Source organism: Pectobacterium parvum (assembly GCF_020971565.1).
Lineage (GTDB): Bacteria > Pseudomonadota > Gammaproteobacteria > Enterobacterales > Enterobacteriaceae > Pectobacterium > Pectobacterium polare.
Genome location: NZ_CP087392.1, coordinates 913,354 through 928,368 on the forward strand (window position 1 = coordinate 913,354; position 15,015 = coordinate 928,368).

The 15,015-nt window shown below is 51.0% G+C and carries 12 protein-coding genes and 1 tRNA gene; 9 read left to right on the plus strand and 4 right to left on the minus strand.

What is annotated here, in order from left to right; translation table 11 throughout:
* Positions 1-27 precede the first annotated feature (27 nt).
* Positions 28-1,041, minus strand: a complete 1,014-nt coding sequence (gene tsaD / locus LOZ86_RS04160) for a tRNA (adenosine(37)-N6)-threonylcarbamoyltransferase complex transferase subunit TsaD (RefSeq protein ID WP_039485878.1) — start codon at positions 1,039-1,041, stop codon at positions 28-30.
* A gap of 228 nt (positions 1,042-1,269) precedes the next feature.
* Here tsaD and rpsU point away from each other — a divergent pair, with 228 nt between their 5' ends.
* The 3 genes from rpsU (at position 1,270) to rpoD (ending at position 5,383) form a co-directional block, all read left to right on the plus strand.
* A complete protein-coding gene (rpsU, locus tag LOZ86_RS04165) occupies positions 1,270-1,485 on the plus strand; it encodes a 30S ribosomal protein S21 (RefSeq protein WP_001144069.1) in 216 nt (71 codons plus the stop codon).
* A gap of 154 nt (positions 1,486-1,639) precedes the next feature.
* Positions 1,640-3,391, plus strand: a complete 1,752-nt coding sequence (gene dnaG, locus LOZ86_RS04170; protein WP_039485875.1) for a DNA primase — start codon at positions 1,640-1,642, stop codon at positions 3,389-3,391.
* 153 nt (positions 3,392-3,544) lie between these two features.
* On the plus strand, positions 3,545-5,383 hold the full coding sequence (rpoD, locus tag LOZ86_RS04175) for an RNA polymerase sigma factor RpoD (RefSeq protein WP_039485872.1): 1,839 nt from the start codon (positions 3,545-3,547) through the stop codon (positions 5,381-5,383).
* A gap of 94 nt (positions 5,384-5,477) precedes the next feature.
* On the opposite strand, the gene mug is transcribed toward rpoD, so the two are convergent.
* Complete coding sequence (mug, locus tag LOZ86_RS04180; protein ID WP_039485870.1) at positions 5,478-5,981, minus strand: G/U mismatch-specific DNA glycosylase; 504 nt, start codon at positions 5,979-5,981, stop codon at positions 5,478-5,480.
* Positions 5,982-6,121: 140 nt separating this feature from the next.
* Between mug and LOZ86_RS04185 the strand changes: the two genes are divergently transcribed.
* Together LOZ86_RS04185 and lpxP are read left to right on the plus strand one after the other, a co-directional pair.
* Positions 6,122-6,197 (plus strand) — tRNA-Ile (locus LOZ86_RS04185).
* 1,070 nt (positions 6,198-7,267) lie between these two features.
* Positions 7,268-8,191 (plus strand): kdo(2)-lipid IV(A) palmitoleoyltransferase, encoded by a 924-nt coding sequence (lpxP, locus tag LOZ86_RS04190; protein ID WP_039485868.1) that lies wholly within the window; start codon positions 7,268-7,270, stop codon positions 8,189-8,191.
* Positions 8,192-8,257: 66 nt separating this feature from the next.
* On the opposite strand, the gene LOZ86_RS04195 is transcribed toward lpxP, so the two are convergent.
* Positions 8,258-9,742, minus strand: coding sequence for an NCS1 family nucleobase:cation symporter-1 (locus LOZ86_RS04195; protein WP_039485866.1), 1,485 nt, complete (start codon positions 9,740-9,742; stop codon positions 8,258-8,260).
* A 151-nt stretch (positions 9,743-9,893) separates the two neighbouring features.
* Here LOZ86_RS04195 and LOZ86_RS04200 point away from each other — a divergent pair, with 151 nt between their 5' ends.
* Genes LOZ86_RS04200 through puuE form a run of 3 tightly spaced genes read left to right on the plus strand, consistent with a single transcriptional unit; the run spans position 9,894 to position 12,324 of the window.
* Positions 9,894-10,616, plus strand: a complete 723-nt coding sequence (locus tag LOZ86_RS04200) for a GntR family transcriptional regulator (protein WP_039513453.1) — start codon at positions 9,894-9,896, stop codon at positions 10,614-10,616.
* Between the two features lie 44 nt (positions 10,617-10,660).
* Positions 10,661-11,350, plus strand: coding sequence for an aspartate/glutamate racemase family protein (locus LOZ86_RS04205; RefSeq protein WP_207783079.1), 690 nt, complete (start codon positions 10,661-10,663; stop codon positions 11,348-11,350).
* 14 nt (positions 11,351-11,364) lie between these two features.
* Positions 11,365-12,324 carry an allantoinase PuuE gene (puuE, locus tag LOZ86_RS04210; protein ID WP_052012076.1) on the plus strand — a complete coding sequence of 320 codons (960 nt, stop codon included), beginning with the start codon at positions 11,365-11,367 and terminating at the stop codon, positions 12,322-12,324.
* Positions 12,325-12,515: 191 nt separating this feature from the next.
* Here puuE and LOZ86_RS04215 read toward each other — a convergent pair whose 3' ends face one another.
* Positions 12,516-12,932, minus strand: coding sequence for a hypothetical protein (locus LOZ86_RS04215; protein WP_039485858.1), 417 nt, complete (start codon positions 12,930-12,932; stop codon positions 12,516-12,518).
* Between the two features lie 339 nt (positions 12,933-13,271).
* Here LOZ86_RS04215 and LOZ86_RS04220 point away from each other — a divergent pair, with 339 nt between their 5' ends.
* Complete coding sequence (locus LOZ86_RS04220; protein WP_230242856.1) at positions 13,272-14,627, plus strand: NCS2 family permease; 1,356 nt, start codon at positions 13,272-13,274, stop codon at positions 14,625-14,627.
* Positions 14,628-15,015: the final 388 nt, after the last annotated feature.

The window sequence follows — 15,015 nt, forward strand, 5'->3', positions numbered from 1 at the left end:
TACACGTAGTGATTACCGCTCGAACGCTCACACCGCAGGCAATTCAGCCAACGGCCAACGTGGCCGAACAGATACGCCCAGCGTCTGGCTCGCGCCATGCACAAGACGCACACTGCCTGCGTAGGCAATCATCGCGCCATTATCCGTACAAAATTCAGGCCGCGCATAAAACACTTCACCACCGCGTTTCACCATCACTTCACCTAAGCGCTGGCGCAGTGTCCGGTTTGCACTCACGCCTCCCGCCATGACCAGTCGTTTAAAACCCGTCTCATCCAACGCACGACGACATTTTATCGCCAGCGTATCTACGACGGCGTCTTCAAACGCACGAGCAATGTCAGCACGCGTTTGATCGTCATCACCATTGCTACGAATCGTATTGGCAGCAAACGTTTTTAGCCCAGAAAAGCTGAAATCCAGCCCCGGCCGATCGGTCATCGGGCGCGGAAACGTAAAGCGTTGGGAATTCCCCGCCTGCGCCATTTTCGACAGCATTGGACCACCGGGGTAATCTAATCCCAGTAACTTCGCCGTTTTATCAAACGCTTCACCCGCCGCATCATCAATCGACTCGCCCAGCAAACGGTACTCACCAATGCCTGTCACGCTGATGAGCTGCGTATGACCACCAGAGACCAGCAGCGCCACGAAAGGAAACGCCGGCGGGTTATCTTCCAGCATCGGCGCCAGCAAGTGCCCTTCCATATGGTGCACAGGAATCGCCGGTACACCCCAGGCGAATGCCAACGACCTACCGATCGTCGCGCCCACTAATAGCGCGCCAACCAAACCAGGGCCGGCGGTGTAAGCCACACCATCGATATCGTCAGCCTGTAGCCCAGCTTCACGCAGCGCCGCCTGAATCAACGGAACCGTTTTACGCACGTGATCTCGTGAGGCGAGCTCAGGCACTACGCCGCCGTAATCAGCATGCAATTTGACCTGGCTGTATAACTGATTGGCGAGCAAACCGGTTTCCGTGTCATAAATGGCCACACCGGTTTCATCACAGGATGTTTCGATACCCAATACGCGCATTGCTGTTCCTAACTTTGATGATGATACGAGCATGCGTTAAATGCCGCTTGCTTCAAACTGCGGATAGTCTACCATAAGCGACCTGATTTCTGCGCTGGCCGTGGCTGGGCGTTTTATGATCACCGCAATGCTTTACAAAGACGTCAGGTTTGCAGTAGAATTCCGCACCATTTTGAAAAGGCTGGCACAAGGCCAGCGGCAAACCGAATTTATTGAGGTGAGAGGCACATGCCGGTAATTAAAGTACGTGAAAACGAGCCGTTCGACGTAGCTCTGCGTCGCTTCAAACGTTCCTGTGAAAAAGCAGGCGTCCTGGCTGAAGTTCGTCGTCGTGAGTTTTATGAAAAACCAACGACCGAACGCAAGCGCGCTAAAGCTTCTGCAGTGAAACGTCACGCGAAGAAATTGGCTCGAGAAAACGCACGCCGCACTCGTCTGTATTAATTTTCAGGAGGGTTTCCCTCCAACGCGTGATTAATCCGCAGACTTAGCAGTTGCATACGTAAGGCCGTGCTTTCCAAAAGGAAGCGCGGCTTGTTGTCGTTTATAAGCTATATCCAATGTAATCACCTTACAGAAGGGTATACACTAGGGGCTTATGGCTGGACGAATCCCACGCGTATTTATTAATGACCTGCTGGCTCGCACCGACATCGTCGATCTCATTGACGCGCGCGTCAAACTGAAGAAGCAGGGCAAAAACTACCATGCGTGCTGCCCGTTCCATCACGAGAAGACCCCCTCATTCACCGTAAACAGTGACAAACAGTTCTATCACTGTTTTGGCTGTGGCGCACACGGCACAGCCATAGACTTTTTAATGAATTACGATCGTCTCGAATTCGTTGAAACCATTGAAGAACTGGCTACGATGCATGGTTTGGAAGTGCCTTATGAAACTGGCACAGGCCCAACTAAGCAAGAAATTCACCAACGACATAATCAGTACGAGCTGATGGGGCACATCAGCTCGTTTTATCAGCAAGCACTGCAACATTCCGTCGGAGTTCCTGCGTTGCAGTATCTGCAACAGCGTGGTTTAAGTGCAGAGGTGATCAGCCATTTTTCAATTGGCTTCGCTCCATCCGGCTGGGATAACGTTCTCAAGCGGTTTGGTGAAGGTAGCGATCGCAACGTATTGAACGATGTCGGTATGCTGGTGACTAACGATCAGGGCAGAACGTACGACCGCTTTCGCGAGCGCGTGATGTTCCCCATCCGCGACAAGAGGGGAAGAGTGATTGCCTTCGGCGGACGCGTGTTAGGTCACGATACTCCGAAGTATCTGAACTCACCAGAAACGGGCATTTTCCATAAAGGTCGCCAGCTGTACGGCCTGTATGAAGCACAGCAAAACCATAAAGATCTCAAACGACTCTTGGTTGTTGAAGGTTATATGGATGTGGTGGCGTTGGCGCAGTTTGGTATTGATTATGCGGTGGCATCGCTGGGTACCTCCACGACTGCCGAACACATTCAGTTACTCTTTCGCGCCACCGATCTGGTGGTGTGTTGTTACGACGGAGACCGTGCCGGACGCGAAGCGGCATGGCGCGCGCTGGAAACTGCGCTACCCTATTTGAACGATGGTCGCCAGCTACGTTTTATGTTCCTACCAGATGGTGAAGATCCCGACACGCTGGTGCGTAAAGAAGGCAAAGCCGCCTTTGAGCAGCGTATGGTACAAGCGTTGCCGCTGTCGCAGTTTCTGTTTGAGACGCTGCAACAGCAGGTGGATATGAGTTCTGCTGACGGTCGAACCAAACTTGGTATTCTCGCTATGCCATTGATTGGCAAAGTGCCGGGAGAAACACAACGGCTTTACTTACGCCAGCAGCTTGGCAACAAGCTGGGTATTTTGGACGACAGCCAGTTGGATCGGCTGCTGCCCAAAGCCGCAGAGCTGGAGCAGTCTTACCAGACGCCGCAACTAAAAGTCACAACTATGCGTATACTTATAGGACTCTTAGTGCAAAACCCAAGACTGGCGGCAGAGGTGCCTGACCTCGCGCTGGAAGGTATTGAGCAAGACAAAGTCCCAGGTTTATCGTTGTTTCAGGACTTGGTGAAAACTTGTAACGCCAGCCCGAGAATGAGTATGGCTCTACTGTTAGAACAATATCGTGACAGTAAATACTATAAACAGCTTGAAACCATCGCAGTATGGAACCATATGATCGTAGAGGAAGAACTCGACGAGAAGTTCAGAATCAGCTTGGCTGAGCTCTACGATCAGCTGTTGAAACAGCGACAAGACACATTGATTGCCCGTGACAGAACGCATGGACTCAACGCCAAAGAAAAAAAAGAGCTTTGGTCGTTGCAACTGGCATTGACCAGAAAACACTGATACAGAGGCTTAATTGCCGATAAATAGCAGGGTTGAGCCCTGCAAAGAGCCGCTACAGGGGCGCGGCGATAAGAAAAATACCCCTAATGCTATTGTTAGCGAACTACGCTGACCGACACCAACCCAAATACTCTGAAGTGTGGATACCGTCTTATGGAGCAAAACCCGCAGTCACAGCTGAAGCTGCTTGTCACCCGTGGTAAGGAGCAAGGCTACCTGACCTATGCTGAGGTCAATGACCATCTGCCGGAAGATATCATCGACTCGGATCAGATCGAAGATATCATCCAGATGATTAACGACATGGGCATCCAGGTGATGGAAGAAGCACCGGATGCAGACGATCTGTTGCTGGCCGAAAACACCAATGATGCCGATGAAGATGCGGCAGAGGCTGCTGCGCAGGTTCTATCCAGTGTTGAATCGGAAATTGGTCGCACCACCGATCCGGTTCGTATGTACATGCGTGAAATGGGTACCGTTGAGCTGTTGACGCGTGAGGGCGAAATCGATATCGCCAAGCGTATCGAAGACGGTATCAATCAGGTTCAGTGCTCTGTTGCGGAGTATCCTGAAGCCATTACTTACCTGCTGGAACAGTATGACCGCGTCGAAGCGGGCGAAAGCCGCTTGTCCGATCTGATCATCGGCTTCGTCGATCCTAATGCGGAAGAGGACATTGCGCCTACCGCGACTCACGTTGGTTCCGAGCTTTCGAGCGAAGAAATGGACGATGACGATGAGGAAAAAGAAGACGAAGAGGAAGAAGAAGACGACAACAGCATCGATCCTGAGCTGGCGCGTGAGAAGTTCACCGAGCTGCGTGTGCAATATGAAACGACCCGTCAGGTTATCAAAGCTCACGGTCGTAGCCATGCATTGGCAGCACAGGAAATCCTGAATCTGTCCGAAGTCTTCAAACAGTTCCGTCTGGTGCCGAAACAGTTTGATTTCCTGGTTAACAGCATGCGTTCCATGATGGATCGCGTTCGTACTCAGGAACGTTTGATCATTAAGCTGTGTGTTGAACAGTGCAAAATGCCGAAGAAAAACTTCGTCACGATGTTCACTGGCAATGAAACCAACGACACCTGGTTTGCCGCAGCAGTCGCAATGGGCAAGCCATGGTCTGAAAAGCTGAATGATGTTGAAGAAGACGTCACCCGCAGCCTGCAAAAACTGCAGCAGATCGAAGAAGAAACTGGCCTGACGATCGAGCAAGTTAAAGACATCAACCGTCGTATGTCGATTGGTGAAGCGAAAGCGCGTCGCGCCAAGAAAGAAATGGTGGAAGCCAACCTGCGTCTGGTTATTTCTATCGCGAAGAAATACACCAACCGTGGTTTGCAGTTCCTCGACCTGATTCAGGAAGGCAACATCGGTCTGATGAAAGCGGTAGATAAGTTTGAATATCGCCGTGGTTACAAATTCTCGACCTATGCCACCTGGTGGATCCGTCAGGCGATCACCCGTTCTATCGCCGATCAGGCGCGTACCATCCGTATTCCGGTACACATGATTGAGACGATCAACAAACTGAACCGTATCTCTCGTCAGATGTTACAGGAAATGGGTCGCGAGCCAACGCCGGAAGAGCTGGCTGAGCGTATGCTGATGCCGGAAGACAAGATCCGTAAAGTGCTGAAAATCGCGAAAGAGCCGATTTCAATGGAAACCCCGATTGGTGATGATGAAGATTCACATTTGGGCGATTTCATCGAAGATACGACGCTGGAGCTGCCGCTGGATTCCGCCACGTCGGAAAGCCTGCGTTCTGCGACACACGACGTACTGGCTGGCTTGACCGCACGTGAAGCAAAAGTCCTGCGTATGCGTTTCGGTATCGATATGAACACCGACCATACGCTGGAAGAAGTGGGCAAACAGTTTGACGTTACGCGTGAACGTATTCGTCAGATCGAAGCGAAAGCGCTGCGTAAACTGCGTCACCCAAGCCGTTCCGAAGTGCTGCGTAGCTTCTTGGATGATTAATTCATCCTCAGCTAATCCACACGATAGATAGCCACACTAAATAGCCTCGGTTCGCCGGGGTTATTTTTTGCCTGTCAGAACGCTCAGATTGAATTTATACGTTATCCTGCAACGCCTGATGCAATTCCTGATACGACACTACCAGCGACTCCAGCGTCGTACGATTCAGCCCGCTAGGGTTCGGCAGTACCCAAACCTGCGTTTTGCCAATACACAGCTCCTGACGCCCCCAGGAAACCTTCTTGATACCAAACGCCTGACTGAACGCCTGCTTCCCTAACACCGCCAGCGCACGCGGCTGATAACGTGTCATTTTCTCAATAATCGCATTTCCGCCTTGCAGCAACTCGTCCTGCTCCAGCTCGGTGGCTTCAACCGTTGGGCGCTCCACCAGCATGGTGATGCCGCATCCGGTGTCCAGCAGATGTTGTTCTTCCGCAGGTGCCAGCAAACGTTCGGTAAAACCCACCTGATGAATCACTTTCCAGAAGCGATTACTGGGGTTAGCAAAGTGGTAACCGTGATGGGCCGTCGACAGCCCGGGATTGATGCCGCAGAAAATAACCTGAAGATTCATAGCCAGAATATCGGTAATCATGTCTTTCCCTACTTCTGTTGACTACAGCCATCGTAAATTCTAATAGGAATAACAACAAGCTATCTTGGGTATAAAACCACCATCCGGCAGATAGGCTATAGACCTCCCCCTGTACATTACCGTATAATCATTGCCCATTCGGCCCCTTAGCTCAGTGGTTAGAGCAGGCGACTCATAATCGCTTGGTCGCTGGTTCAAGTCCAGCAGGGGCCACCAAATTTTAGCTTTAAAATCATATGATTAGGCCACCTTTCGCAAGGTGGCTTTTTTGTTAATTGTGGTCACTGCCCCCTTTTTGTCCCCCTAGTTTTCAGGCTCCCCCTATAATTAGTCGGGTAAACGCTGATCATCCAATTCAGTGGCAGAGAGAGCGATTAAAAAAACCACCAAAAAAGAACAGAATACTTTTCAGTTTTCAAAACGCCCAGATTTGCCATGAAACCCGTGCCAGTTCTGGCTTTGCGGGTTTTTCTTTTCTTGCGACCATGCGCTAATTTTGATCCTTTAAACTCACGTAAAATAAAAAAAACCTTTTAATATCTGATTATTATGATTTATCGCCGATCCTTTTTAGATCCTCAAAACTGAAAAAACCTGAAATTCCTTTCAATTCTTTCAGTTTGAGACTTTTACCAAACCCCAGCAGTGGCGCAGGCTGGCGTATCCTTTTTTAGAAAAATAAAACTGAAAAATGTTTATGATCCGAAAACCGCAGGCGGGTGCGGTGTAGCGCCGATTTTGTCATGTGAGCGTTTATTTCATGTGTGTACTAACGGCGCATGTATATGGCTCATAACATTTGTACTTAACGGTTGCTGTAAGGCTTCACAAACAGTAAACGCCATAACAGGCATCCCGGTGATCAGTGCGGTTAGCATAGGGAGGCGAGAAGGGAGAGAAAAAGTCATTTTCCATCAATTCCTTGATTATGGTGTGGCTTGTCGCCAGCGCTATTTTAGCGGCCAGAAAGCCAATCGCTGTTTTTGACATATACCAAGATGGTAGCGTTAGACGGCGTGATATTGCGAATATTTCTTGTCCGACCACTCCATTATTAAGTGTGAATCGGGTATGATGCCGCTGCCGTTAACCGTTCATCGGCTGCTCAAAATCCCCTCAGTGTTATCAGCATGTTTATCCTGCTTTTTAACCTCACGCGCGATAACGGTCAGAAACAGTTTTCCACACAGTTGAAACGATCCCTATAAAAAAGTGTCATGATAGATGTAGCGCGATGAGAACGACTCTTTATGCGGTACGCTGTTAATCACTTAAAGACGAGTATCATGAAGATTAAGCAAACATTTACCTGGGCATTACTCCACCCGCGCTATTGGATGACTTGGTTCGGCCTTGGCGTGCTGTTTTTATTAGTTCAACTCCCTTACCCGCTGCTGATGAAGCTCGGAAGCAGTGCGGGTCGTTTATCCCGCGTCTTTCTGAAACGCCGGGTGTCGATTGCCAGACGCAATCTTGAATTGTGCTTCCCTACGATCTCTGATGACGAAAGAGAAGCGATGATCGACAGTAACTTCGCTTCGCTCGGAATGGCATTGGTTGAAACCGGCATGGCCTGGTTTTGGTCCGATCGCCGCGTGCGCCAGTGGTTTGATGTTTCAGGGCTGGAGCATTTACAGCACGCGACCGCAAAAGGTCAGGGCGTAATGGTGATTGGTATTCACTTTATGTCGCTGGAACTGGGTGGCAGGGCGATGGGGCTGTGTCAGCCAATGATGGCGATGTACCGTCCGCACAATAATAAAGCGATGGAAATGGTCCAAACCTGGGGGCGTTCTCGTTCCAACAAAGCGATGATCGACCGTAAAGATCTGCGTGGGATGGTACAAGCGCTAAAACGGGGTGAAGCGGTATGGTTCGCGCCCGATCAGGATTACGGCCCTAAAGGTAGCGTTTTTGCGCCGTTCTTTGCGGTGAAAAATGCGGCGACCACTAGTGGCACGTACACCATTAGCCGTCTGGCAAAACCGGCGATGATGACGACAGTGTTGATCCGCAAGCCCAATGCTTTAGGTTATCAACTGGTGATTCAGCCTGAATTACAGGATTATCCTTATCACGATGAGCAGGCTGCGGCGTGCTACATGAATAAGGTGATTGAGACAGAAATCATGCGTGCGCCTGAGCAGTATCTCTGGCTGCACCGCCGCTTTAAAACCCGTCCGGCAGGGGAAGTGTCGCTCTATGCCTGATGCGAACTACGCCTGATACGCAGTGCCGCACCGGTTTTCATACGGTGCGGCACTGCCGATGGTGCTTTATTCTTTTTCTAACAGTAGTCCGCGTGGAGCGAAGGATTTTTTCATTGAACCAACGTATTCGTGGCGAGCCAGATAGCGGTAGCAGCCAGCGGCAAGGAATGCGCCGATAAACCAACTGAAGTTGGCCGCGTCACGCCACTGTGGCGTGAAGGTGATAATCAACCCAATGGTCACCGCGGGAATCAATGCCATTATCGCATTGGGATTGAAGCCATTTCGATACCAGTACTTCCCTTTTGGCGTCGCGTCGAACAGATCGTCCACATAGATTTTCCCGCCTTTGATGACATAGAAATCCATGAGCAGAATGCCGAACAGCGGGCCGATAAAGGCACCGAGTACGTCGAGCGTGTAGTGAATCAACTCTGGCGAGTTGAAGAGGTTCCACGGCGTGAGCAGTACGGAGCCGACAGCGGCGATCATTCCGCCCGTGCGGAAGCTGATACGCTGCGGTGAACAGTTGGAAAAATCAAACGCTGATGAGACGAAGTTAGCAACAATATTGATCCCGATGGTTGCGATAATCATGGTCAGCACGCCAAGCGCGACGGCAAAACCGCTGTCAATATGCGAGACGGTTTCAATCGGGTCGGTAATCATGCGGCCGAATAATGACTGTGTTCCCGAAACAATCACCACGGTGATAATAGAGAACAGCAGAAAATTGAACGGCAGACCCCAGCGGTTTCCTCGACGGATTTCCTGCATGCTTTTTCCGTAGCGAGAAAAGTCACCGAAGTTCAACAGCGGGCCGGAAAAGTAGGAAACAACCAGTGCAGTGGCGGTGAGCATTTGCCAAAGTTGCTCGCTGGTCGTGAGTGTTTTGCTGGTCAGCGTAAAAGAAATATTCTCCCATCCGGTCTGGTAAACAATCCAGATCGCGAGCGCCGTCATCACCACGTAAACCGCTGGGCCTGCAAAATCAATAAAGCGTTTAATCGCGTTCATGCCATGCCAGAAAACAAGGGCTTGCAGGAACCACATGATGCCAAAGCAGATCCATCCCAGTGCGGACAGGCCGAGCCAGTGGCTCTGTGTCAGTGGGGCGAGCGCAGGATAAAACTTCAGCAGAACTAGCATAAGTGCATGCGCGGCCAGATACGTCTGAATGCCGTACCAGGCAAAAGCGATGAGGCCACGAATGACGGCGGGAATATTGGCACCAAAGACACCGAATGCCTGACGGCAAATCACCGCATAAGGAACGCCGCTCATCTGGCTGGGTTTCGCGACCAAATTTGCGCAGACCTGCACAATACAGATGCCCACCAGCAGACACAGCAATACCTGCCAGCTTGCCAGCCCTAGCGCAAAAAAGCTCGCTGCAACCACGTATCCACCCATGCTGTGCACATCTGACATCCAGAATGAAAAGATGTTGTACCAAGACCAGGTTTGAGCACGTGTCGGTGCCAGATCCTCATTGCAGAGTTTGGGGCTGTACGCGTTGCTACCATTACCTGTAATCATTTTTTCTGGCATGGAATCTGCTCCTTTTACCCTAGTCGTGAAATGAATGACGTTATGTATGTAGAAAAGGAGCTGCATTAATCAGGCCAAAATTAATTTCTTGTATACGTGTTTTATGTTTTTTGTGTACGATTTAATAAGAATGTGACAACGAGAAAAGCGAATGAACTACACTTACGGACTGGGAAATGAGCAGTTTTTGCAGCAAAAAGATGATGTTATCTACCAGGCTCTGCTTAACGCTATCGTCGAACACCAATTACTGCCGGGCACAAAATTGCCGGAGGAAGCGCTAGCAGATGTGTTTGATGTGAGCAGAACGGGAATTAGAAAAGTCTTACAACGTCTTGCGATGGTGCAGATGGTGACGTTAACGCCCAAGCGTGGTGCGCAGGTATCGACACCCTCCGTTGAAGAAGCGCAGGAAATTTTCCAGACTCGCCGCTTTATTGAGTGTGCCAATCTGTCTGAAGTGGTGCTGCGCTGCCAGTCTCCTCATCTGGCGGCGTTAGATCGATTGATCGTGGCAGAGCAGCAGGCACATGCAGACCAAAACGGTGCGGAAGCGATCCGCCTGTCTGCCGCATTCCATATTCAACTCCAGGCGATCTCTGGCAATACCGTGCTAACGGGAATTGTGTCGCAACTGACGCTGCGCTCATCACTGGTTATCGCCGCCTATGGCACGCCGTGGCAGCAGGGGTGCCGATGCCACGATCATCACGATCTGCTGGCGTTACTACGGGATAAAAATGTCTCAGGGTTAGCGGAAGCGATGACGCAGCATTTTGATGACATTGTTGCCAGCCTGCGTTTTGACCGGGATGAAAACGTGGAGCCGGATTTCCGCCGACTGTTCGGCCATATTAAGGAGAAGCTCGCGTGAAACCTTGCATCATTCAGGTGATTAACCCCAATACCAGCCTCGCTATGACCGAAACGATCGGTGCTGCGGCGCGCGCCGTGGCATCGCCAGGAACGGAGATTGTCGCGGTGTGTCCTTCTCAGGGCGCACCGTCTATTGAGGGACATTTTGACGAAGCGATAGCCGCGATTGGCGTGTTGGAACAGGTGAAGCAGGGGAAAGCGCAGGGCGTTGACGGGCACATTATTGCCTGTTTCGGAGACCCTGGGCTGCTTGCTGCCCGGGAAGTCGCCAGTAAGCCGGTCATCGGCATTGCCGAAGCCGCCATGCATATGGCCACACTGGTGGCAACGCGCTTCTCAATTGTGACCACATTGCCTCGCACCGTCATCATCGCCCGCCATTTACTACAGCGCTATGGCTTTGAACATCACTGTGCTGCGCTGCACGCGATCGATTTGCCAGTGCTCGCGCTGGAGCAGGGTAGCGGGATCGCACAGAACAAGGTGCGTGAATATTGTATACAGTCTCTGCGTCAGGATGGTGTGGGTGCGATTGTGCTTGGGTGTGGTGGAATGGCCGATCTGGCGCAGGAACTGACGCAAGAACTGTCGATTCCGGTGATCGACGGCGTTAGCGCTGCCGTCAAGCTGATTGAGTCATTGTCGGCACTGGGATTGACGACCAGTAAGCAGGGCGATCTGGATTACCCAATTGCCAAGCCGCTGAGCGGTATGTTTAGTACGCTGCGTTAAAAAAGGGAAAGGATATGATCACAGCACCTGCTGCAACGATGTATGGCATTGAGAACGATTATCCGCGCGACCTTATCGGATATGCAGGGCAGCCCCCGCATGCCAACTGGCCCGAAAATGCACGCATTGCCGTGCAGTTTGTCTTGAACTACGAAGAAGGTGCGGAAAATAACGTCTTGCATGGTGACGCCGGATCCGAGCAGTTTCTGTCCGATATTATTGGTGCTGCGAGTTATGCCGATCGTCATATGTCGATGGATTCGCTGTATGAATATGGTCCGCGCGCCGGTTTTTGGCGTATCCATAACGAGTTTCAGCGTCGCGGGTTGCCGTTGACGGTATTCGGTGTGGCAATGGCATTAGCGCGTAATCCCGAGGTTGTCGAGGCGATCAAATCGGCTAATTATGATGTGGTCAGTCACGGCTGGCGCTGGATTCATTACCAACACATGGATATCGATACCGAACGTGAGCACATGCATAAAGCCATTGATGTACTGACGACGTTATTCGGTCAGGCTCCACTTGGCTGGTATACCGGTCGCGACAGCCCCAATACCCGCCAGTTGGTTGTCGATAATGGGAACTTTTGGTACGACAGCGACTACTACGGTGACGATCTGCCGTTCTGGATGACGGTCAAAAAAAATAATGGTGAGGTGCATCCGCATCTGATTGTGCCGTATACGCTGGATGCTAATGATATGCGGTTTGCCTCACCACAGGGATTTAACAGCGGCGATCAGTTCTTCACCTATCTGAAAGACAGTTTTGATGTGCTCTATGAGGAAGGGGAAACCGCACCTAAGATGCTATCTATCGGGATGCACTGTCGTTTGCTAGGACGGCCAGGCCGTTTTCGGGCGTTGCAGCGTTTTCTGGATTATATTCAACAGCATGAGCGAGTGTGGATTTGTCGTCGTCAGGATATCGCCGAGCATTGGCGTCAGCACCATCCGTATGTCGCGCCGTGAGGCATGCAGAATACCAGAAACAAAAATGGCTACCGGATGGCAGCCATTTTATGGTGGTTAACGTACTTAAGTACGATTAACGGAAGATAGCGTGGGGGTTAACACCGCGGTAGGTTTTGCCCAACGCTTTTAATATTTGATTGATTTTGCGGACAACGCGCATCTTTTTATCCCCCACGATTCTTAAATAATTATTGGTTGAAAGTACCAAAGTTGATGTTGATGTTTTCAAACATAGCGATGATTTTGTTCAGCAGTTTCATGGTCATTTCCTCGTTGTTAGTTGATTTGTTTTCTGTGATGCTGTTCACGTTTTTAAGAATACTCGCACTGATACGGGTGGTCAACTTTTTTGTGATGCGAATCACAAAAAAATGAACGATCAGTTTGTGAGGAGTAAACCACTGTTTTGATTTCCGTCTAAAAACCCTTTCTGCTTTTTCTTCATACTGAGCCGTTTTCAGCGAGTGGCCTGATTGAGCATTACCTGTACTGGCTGTGCGCTTCCTTATCGGACAGATGAAGTGAGATAGGTAAATTGTCTCGATTAGCAGTTGAAATAAGCGCAGGTGAAGCGGGATAATCACGCGCTTCACATTGCCTGACACCGTCTTATCCAGCTTGTTTTAGTTCAGCCTGTTTTTGATACAGCAGTGTCTTGATATAGCAACGTTTTCCAGCTTTGCATCCCGCGAGTTAATCGTTTGCGTGCGGGCTATACCCTAAATAATTCGAGTTGCAGGAAGGCGGCAAGAGAGGGAATCCCGATGAGCTTACTTGAGTAAGTGATTCGGGTGACTGAACGCAGCCAACGCACGTGCAGCTTGAAGAATGACGGATATATACGGTTCATGCCGCACCAGCAATGTTGGTGCGCTCGCGGAGCAAGGCCGCGGTAACCGTCAGAATCGATCTTAAATAATAATGGCATTTCAGGGGATACCACCATGTCAAACACCACCCGTCAGGCAGGCTCGCAAGGCACGCTTGATGCTTTTTTCAAAATCACACAGCGCGGTAGTAACGTGCGTCAGGAAGTATTAGCGGGCCTGACGACGTTTCTGGCGATGGTTTACTCCGTGATCGTGGTTCCGAGTATGCTGGGCAAGGCTGGCTTCCCGCCTACCGCCGTGTTCGTTGCAACCTGTCTGGTTGCCGGTCTGGGGTCGCTGCTGTTGGGATTGTGGGCCAATCTGCCAATGGCGATTGGTTGTGCGATTTCGCTGACGGCGTTCACCGCGTTCAGTCTGGTGCTGGGACAACAAATCAGCATTCCTGTTGCGCTGGGAGCGATCTTCCTGATGGGTGTGCTGTTCACCATCATTTCCGTCACGGGCATCCGTTCTTGGATCTTGCGCAACCTGCCGATGTGCGTGGCGCATGGCACAGGGATTGGTATTGGTCTGTTCCTGCTGATTATTGCCGCCAACGGTGTCGGTCTGGTGGTAAAAAACCCGATTGACGGTCTGCCGGTCGCGCTGGGTGATTTCACCTCTTTCCCCGTCATTATGTCCCTGCTGGGGCTGGCAGCAACTATCGGTTTAGAGAAACGTCGCGTACCGGGCGGTATTCTGCTGGTTATCATCGTGATCTCTATTCTGGGGCTGATTTTTGACCCGAATGTAAAATACGCGGGCTTCTTTGCGTTGCCGAGCCTGACAGCGGCTGACGGTTCGTCGCTGATCTTCAGTCTGGATATCATGGGCGCATTGCAGCCGATGGTTCTGCCGAGCGTGCTGGCGCTGGTGATGACCGCTGTGTTCGATGCCACAGGGACGATCCGTGCTGTCGCCGGACAGGCGAATCTGTTGGATAAAGACGGGCAAATCATCAACGGTGGTAAAGCCCTGACCGCAGACTCCGTGAGCAGCATTTTCTCCAGTCTGGTCGGAACGTCTCCGGCAGCGGTTTACATCGAATCCGCAGCGGGTACGGCAGCCGGTGGTAAAACGGGCTTAACGGCAACTGTTGTCGGTGTGCTGTTCCTGCTGCTGCTGTTTGTGTCTCCGTTAGCATATCTGGTGCCTGGCTATGCCACTGCACCTGCGCTGATGTACGTCGGCCTGCTGATGTTGGGCAACGTCTCCAAACTGAACTTTGATGACTTCGTCGATGCCATGTCCGGTTTGGTATGTGCCGTATTCATCGTGCTGACCTGTAACATCGTGACCGGTATCATGCTGGGCTTTGGTGCGCTGGTATTAGGCCGCATCTTCTCTGGCGAATGGCGTAAACTGAACATTGGCACCGTGGTGATCGCTGTCGCGCTGGTGGTGTTCTACGCTGGCGGCTGGGCGCTGTAATCCTTTCCAACAGACCTTCTGGCGCCGTCCAGAAGGTCTGTCATTCCTCGTATTTCCTTCTTCTTTCCCTTCCTTAGCATTTCTCACGCCAAACGCGATTTTATGTGCCCTTTTATTGGCTTTAGGTTGATGTAACTTGTGTGATAATCAGTAAAGTAATTATCCGTCATACTTCAAGCCGCACGTGCGTTGGCAATACTCGGCTCATCGCTGAGCCTCGCCCTGACGGGCCGCCGCAAGCGGCGTTCAAATTGGCTAAGCCAATTTGTCCTCGCTCACCCCAGTCACTTACTGGTGTAAGCTTCTGGGGATTCGCTGTGTCGCCGCCTTCTTGCAACTTGAATTATTTAGGATAAAACCTCTCTTCTCCACCCAGAAATCCATTTTC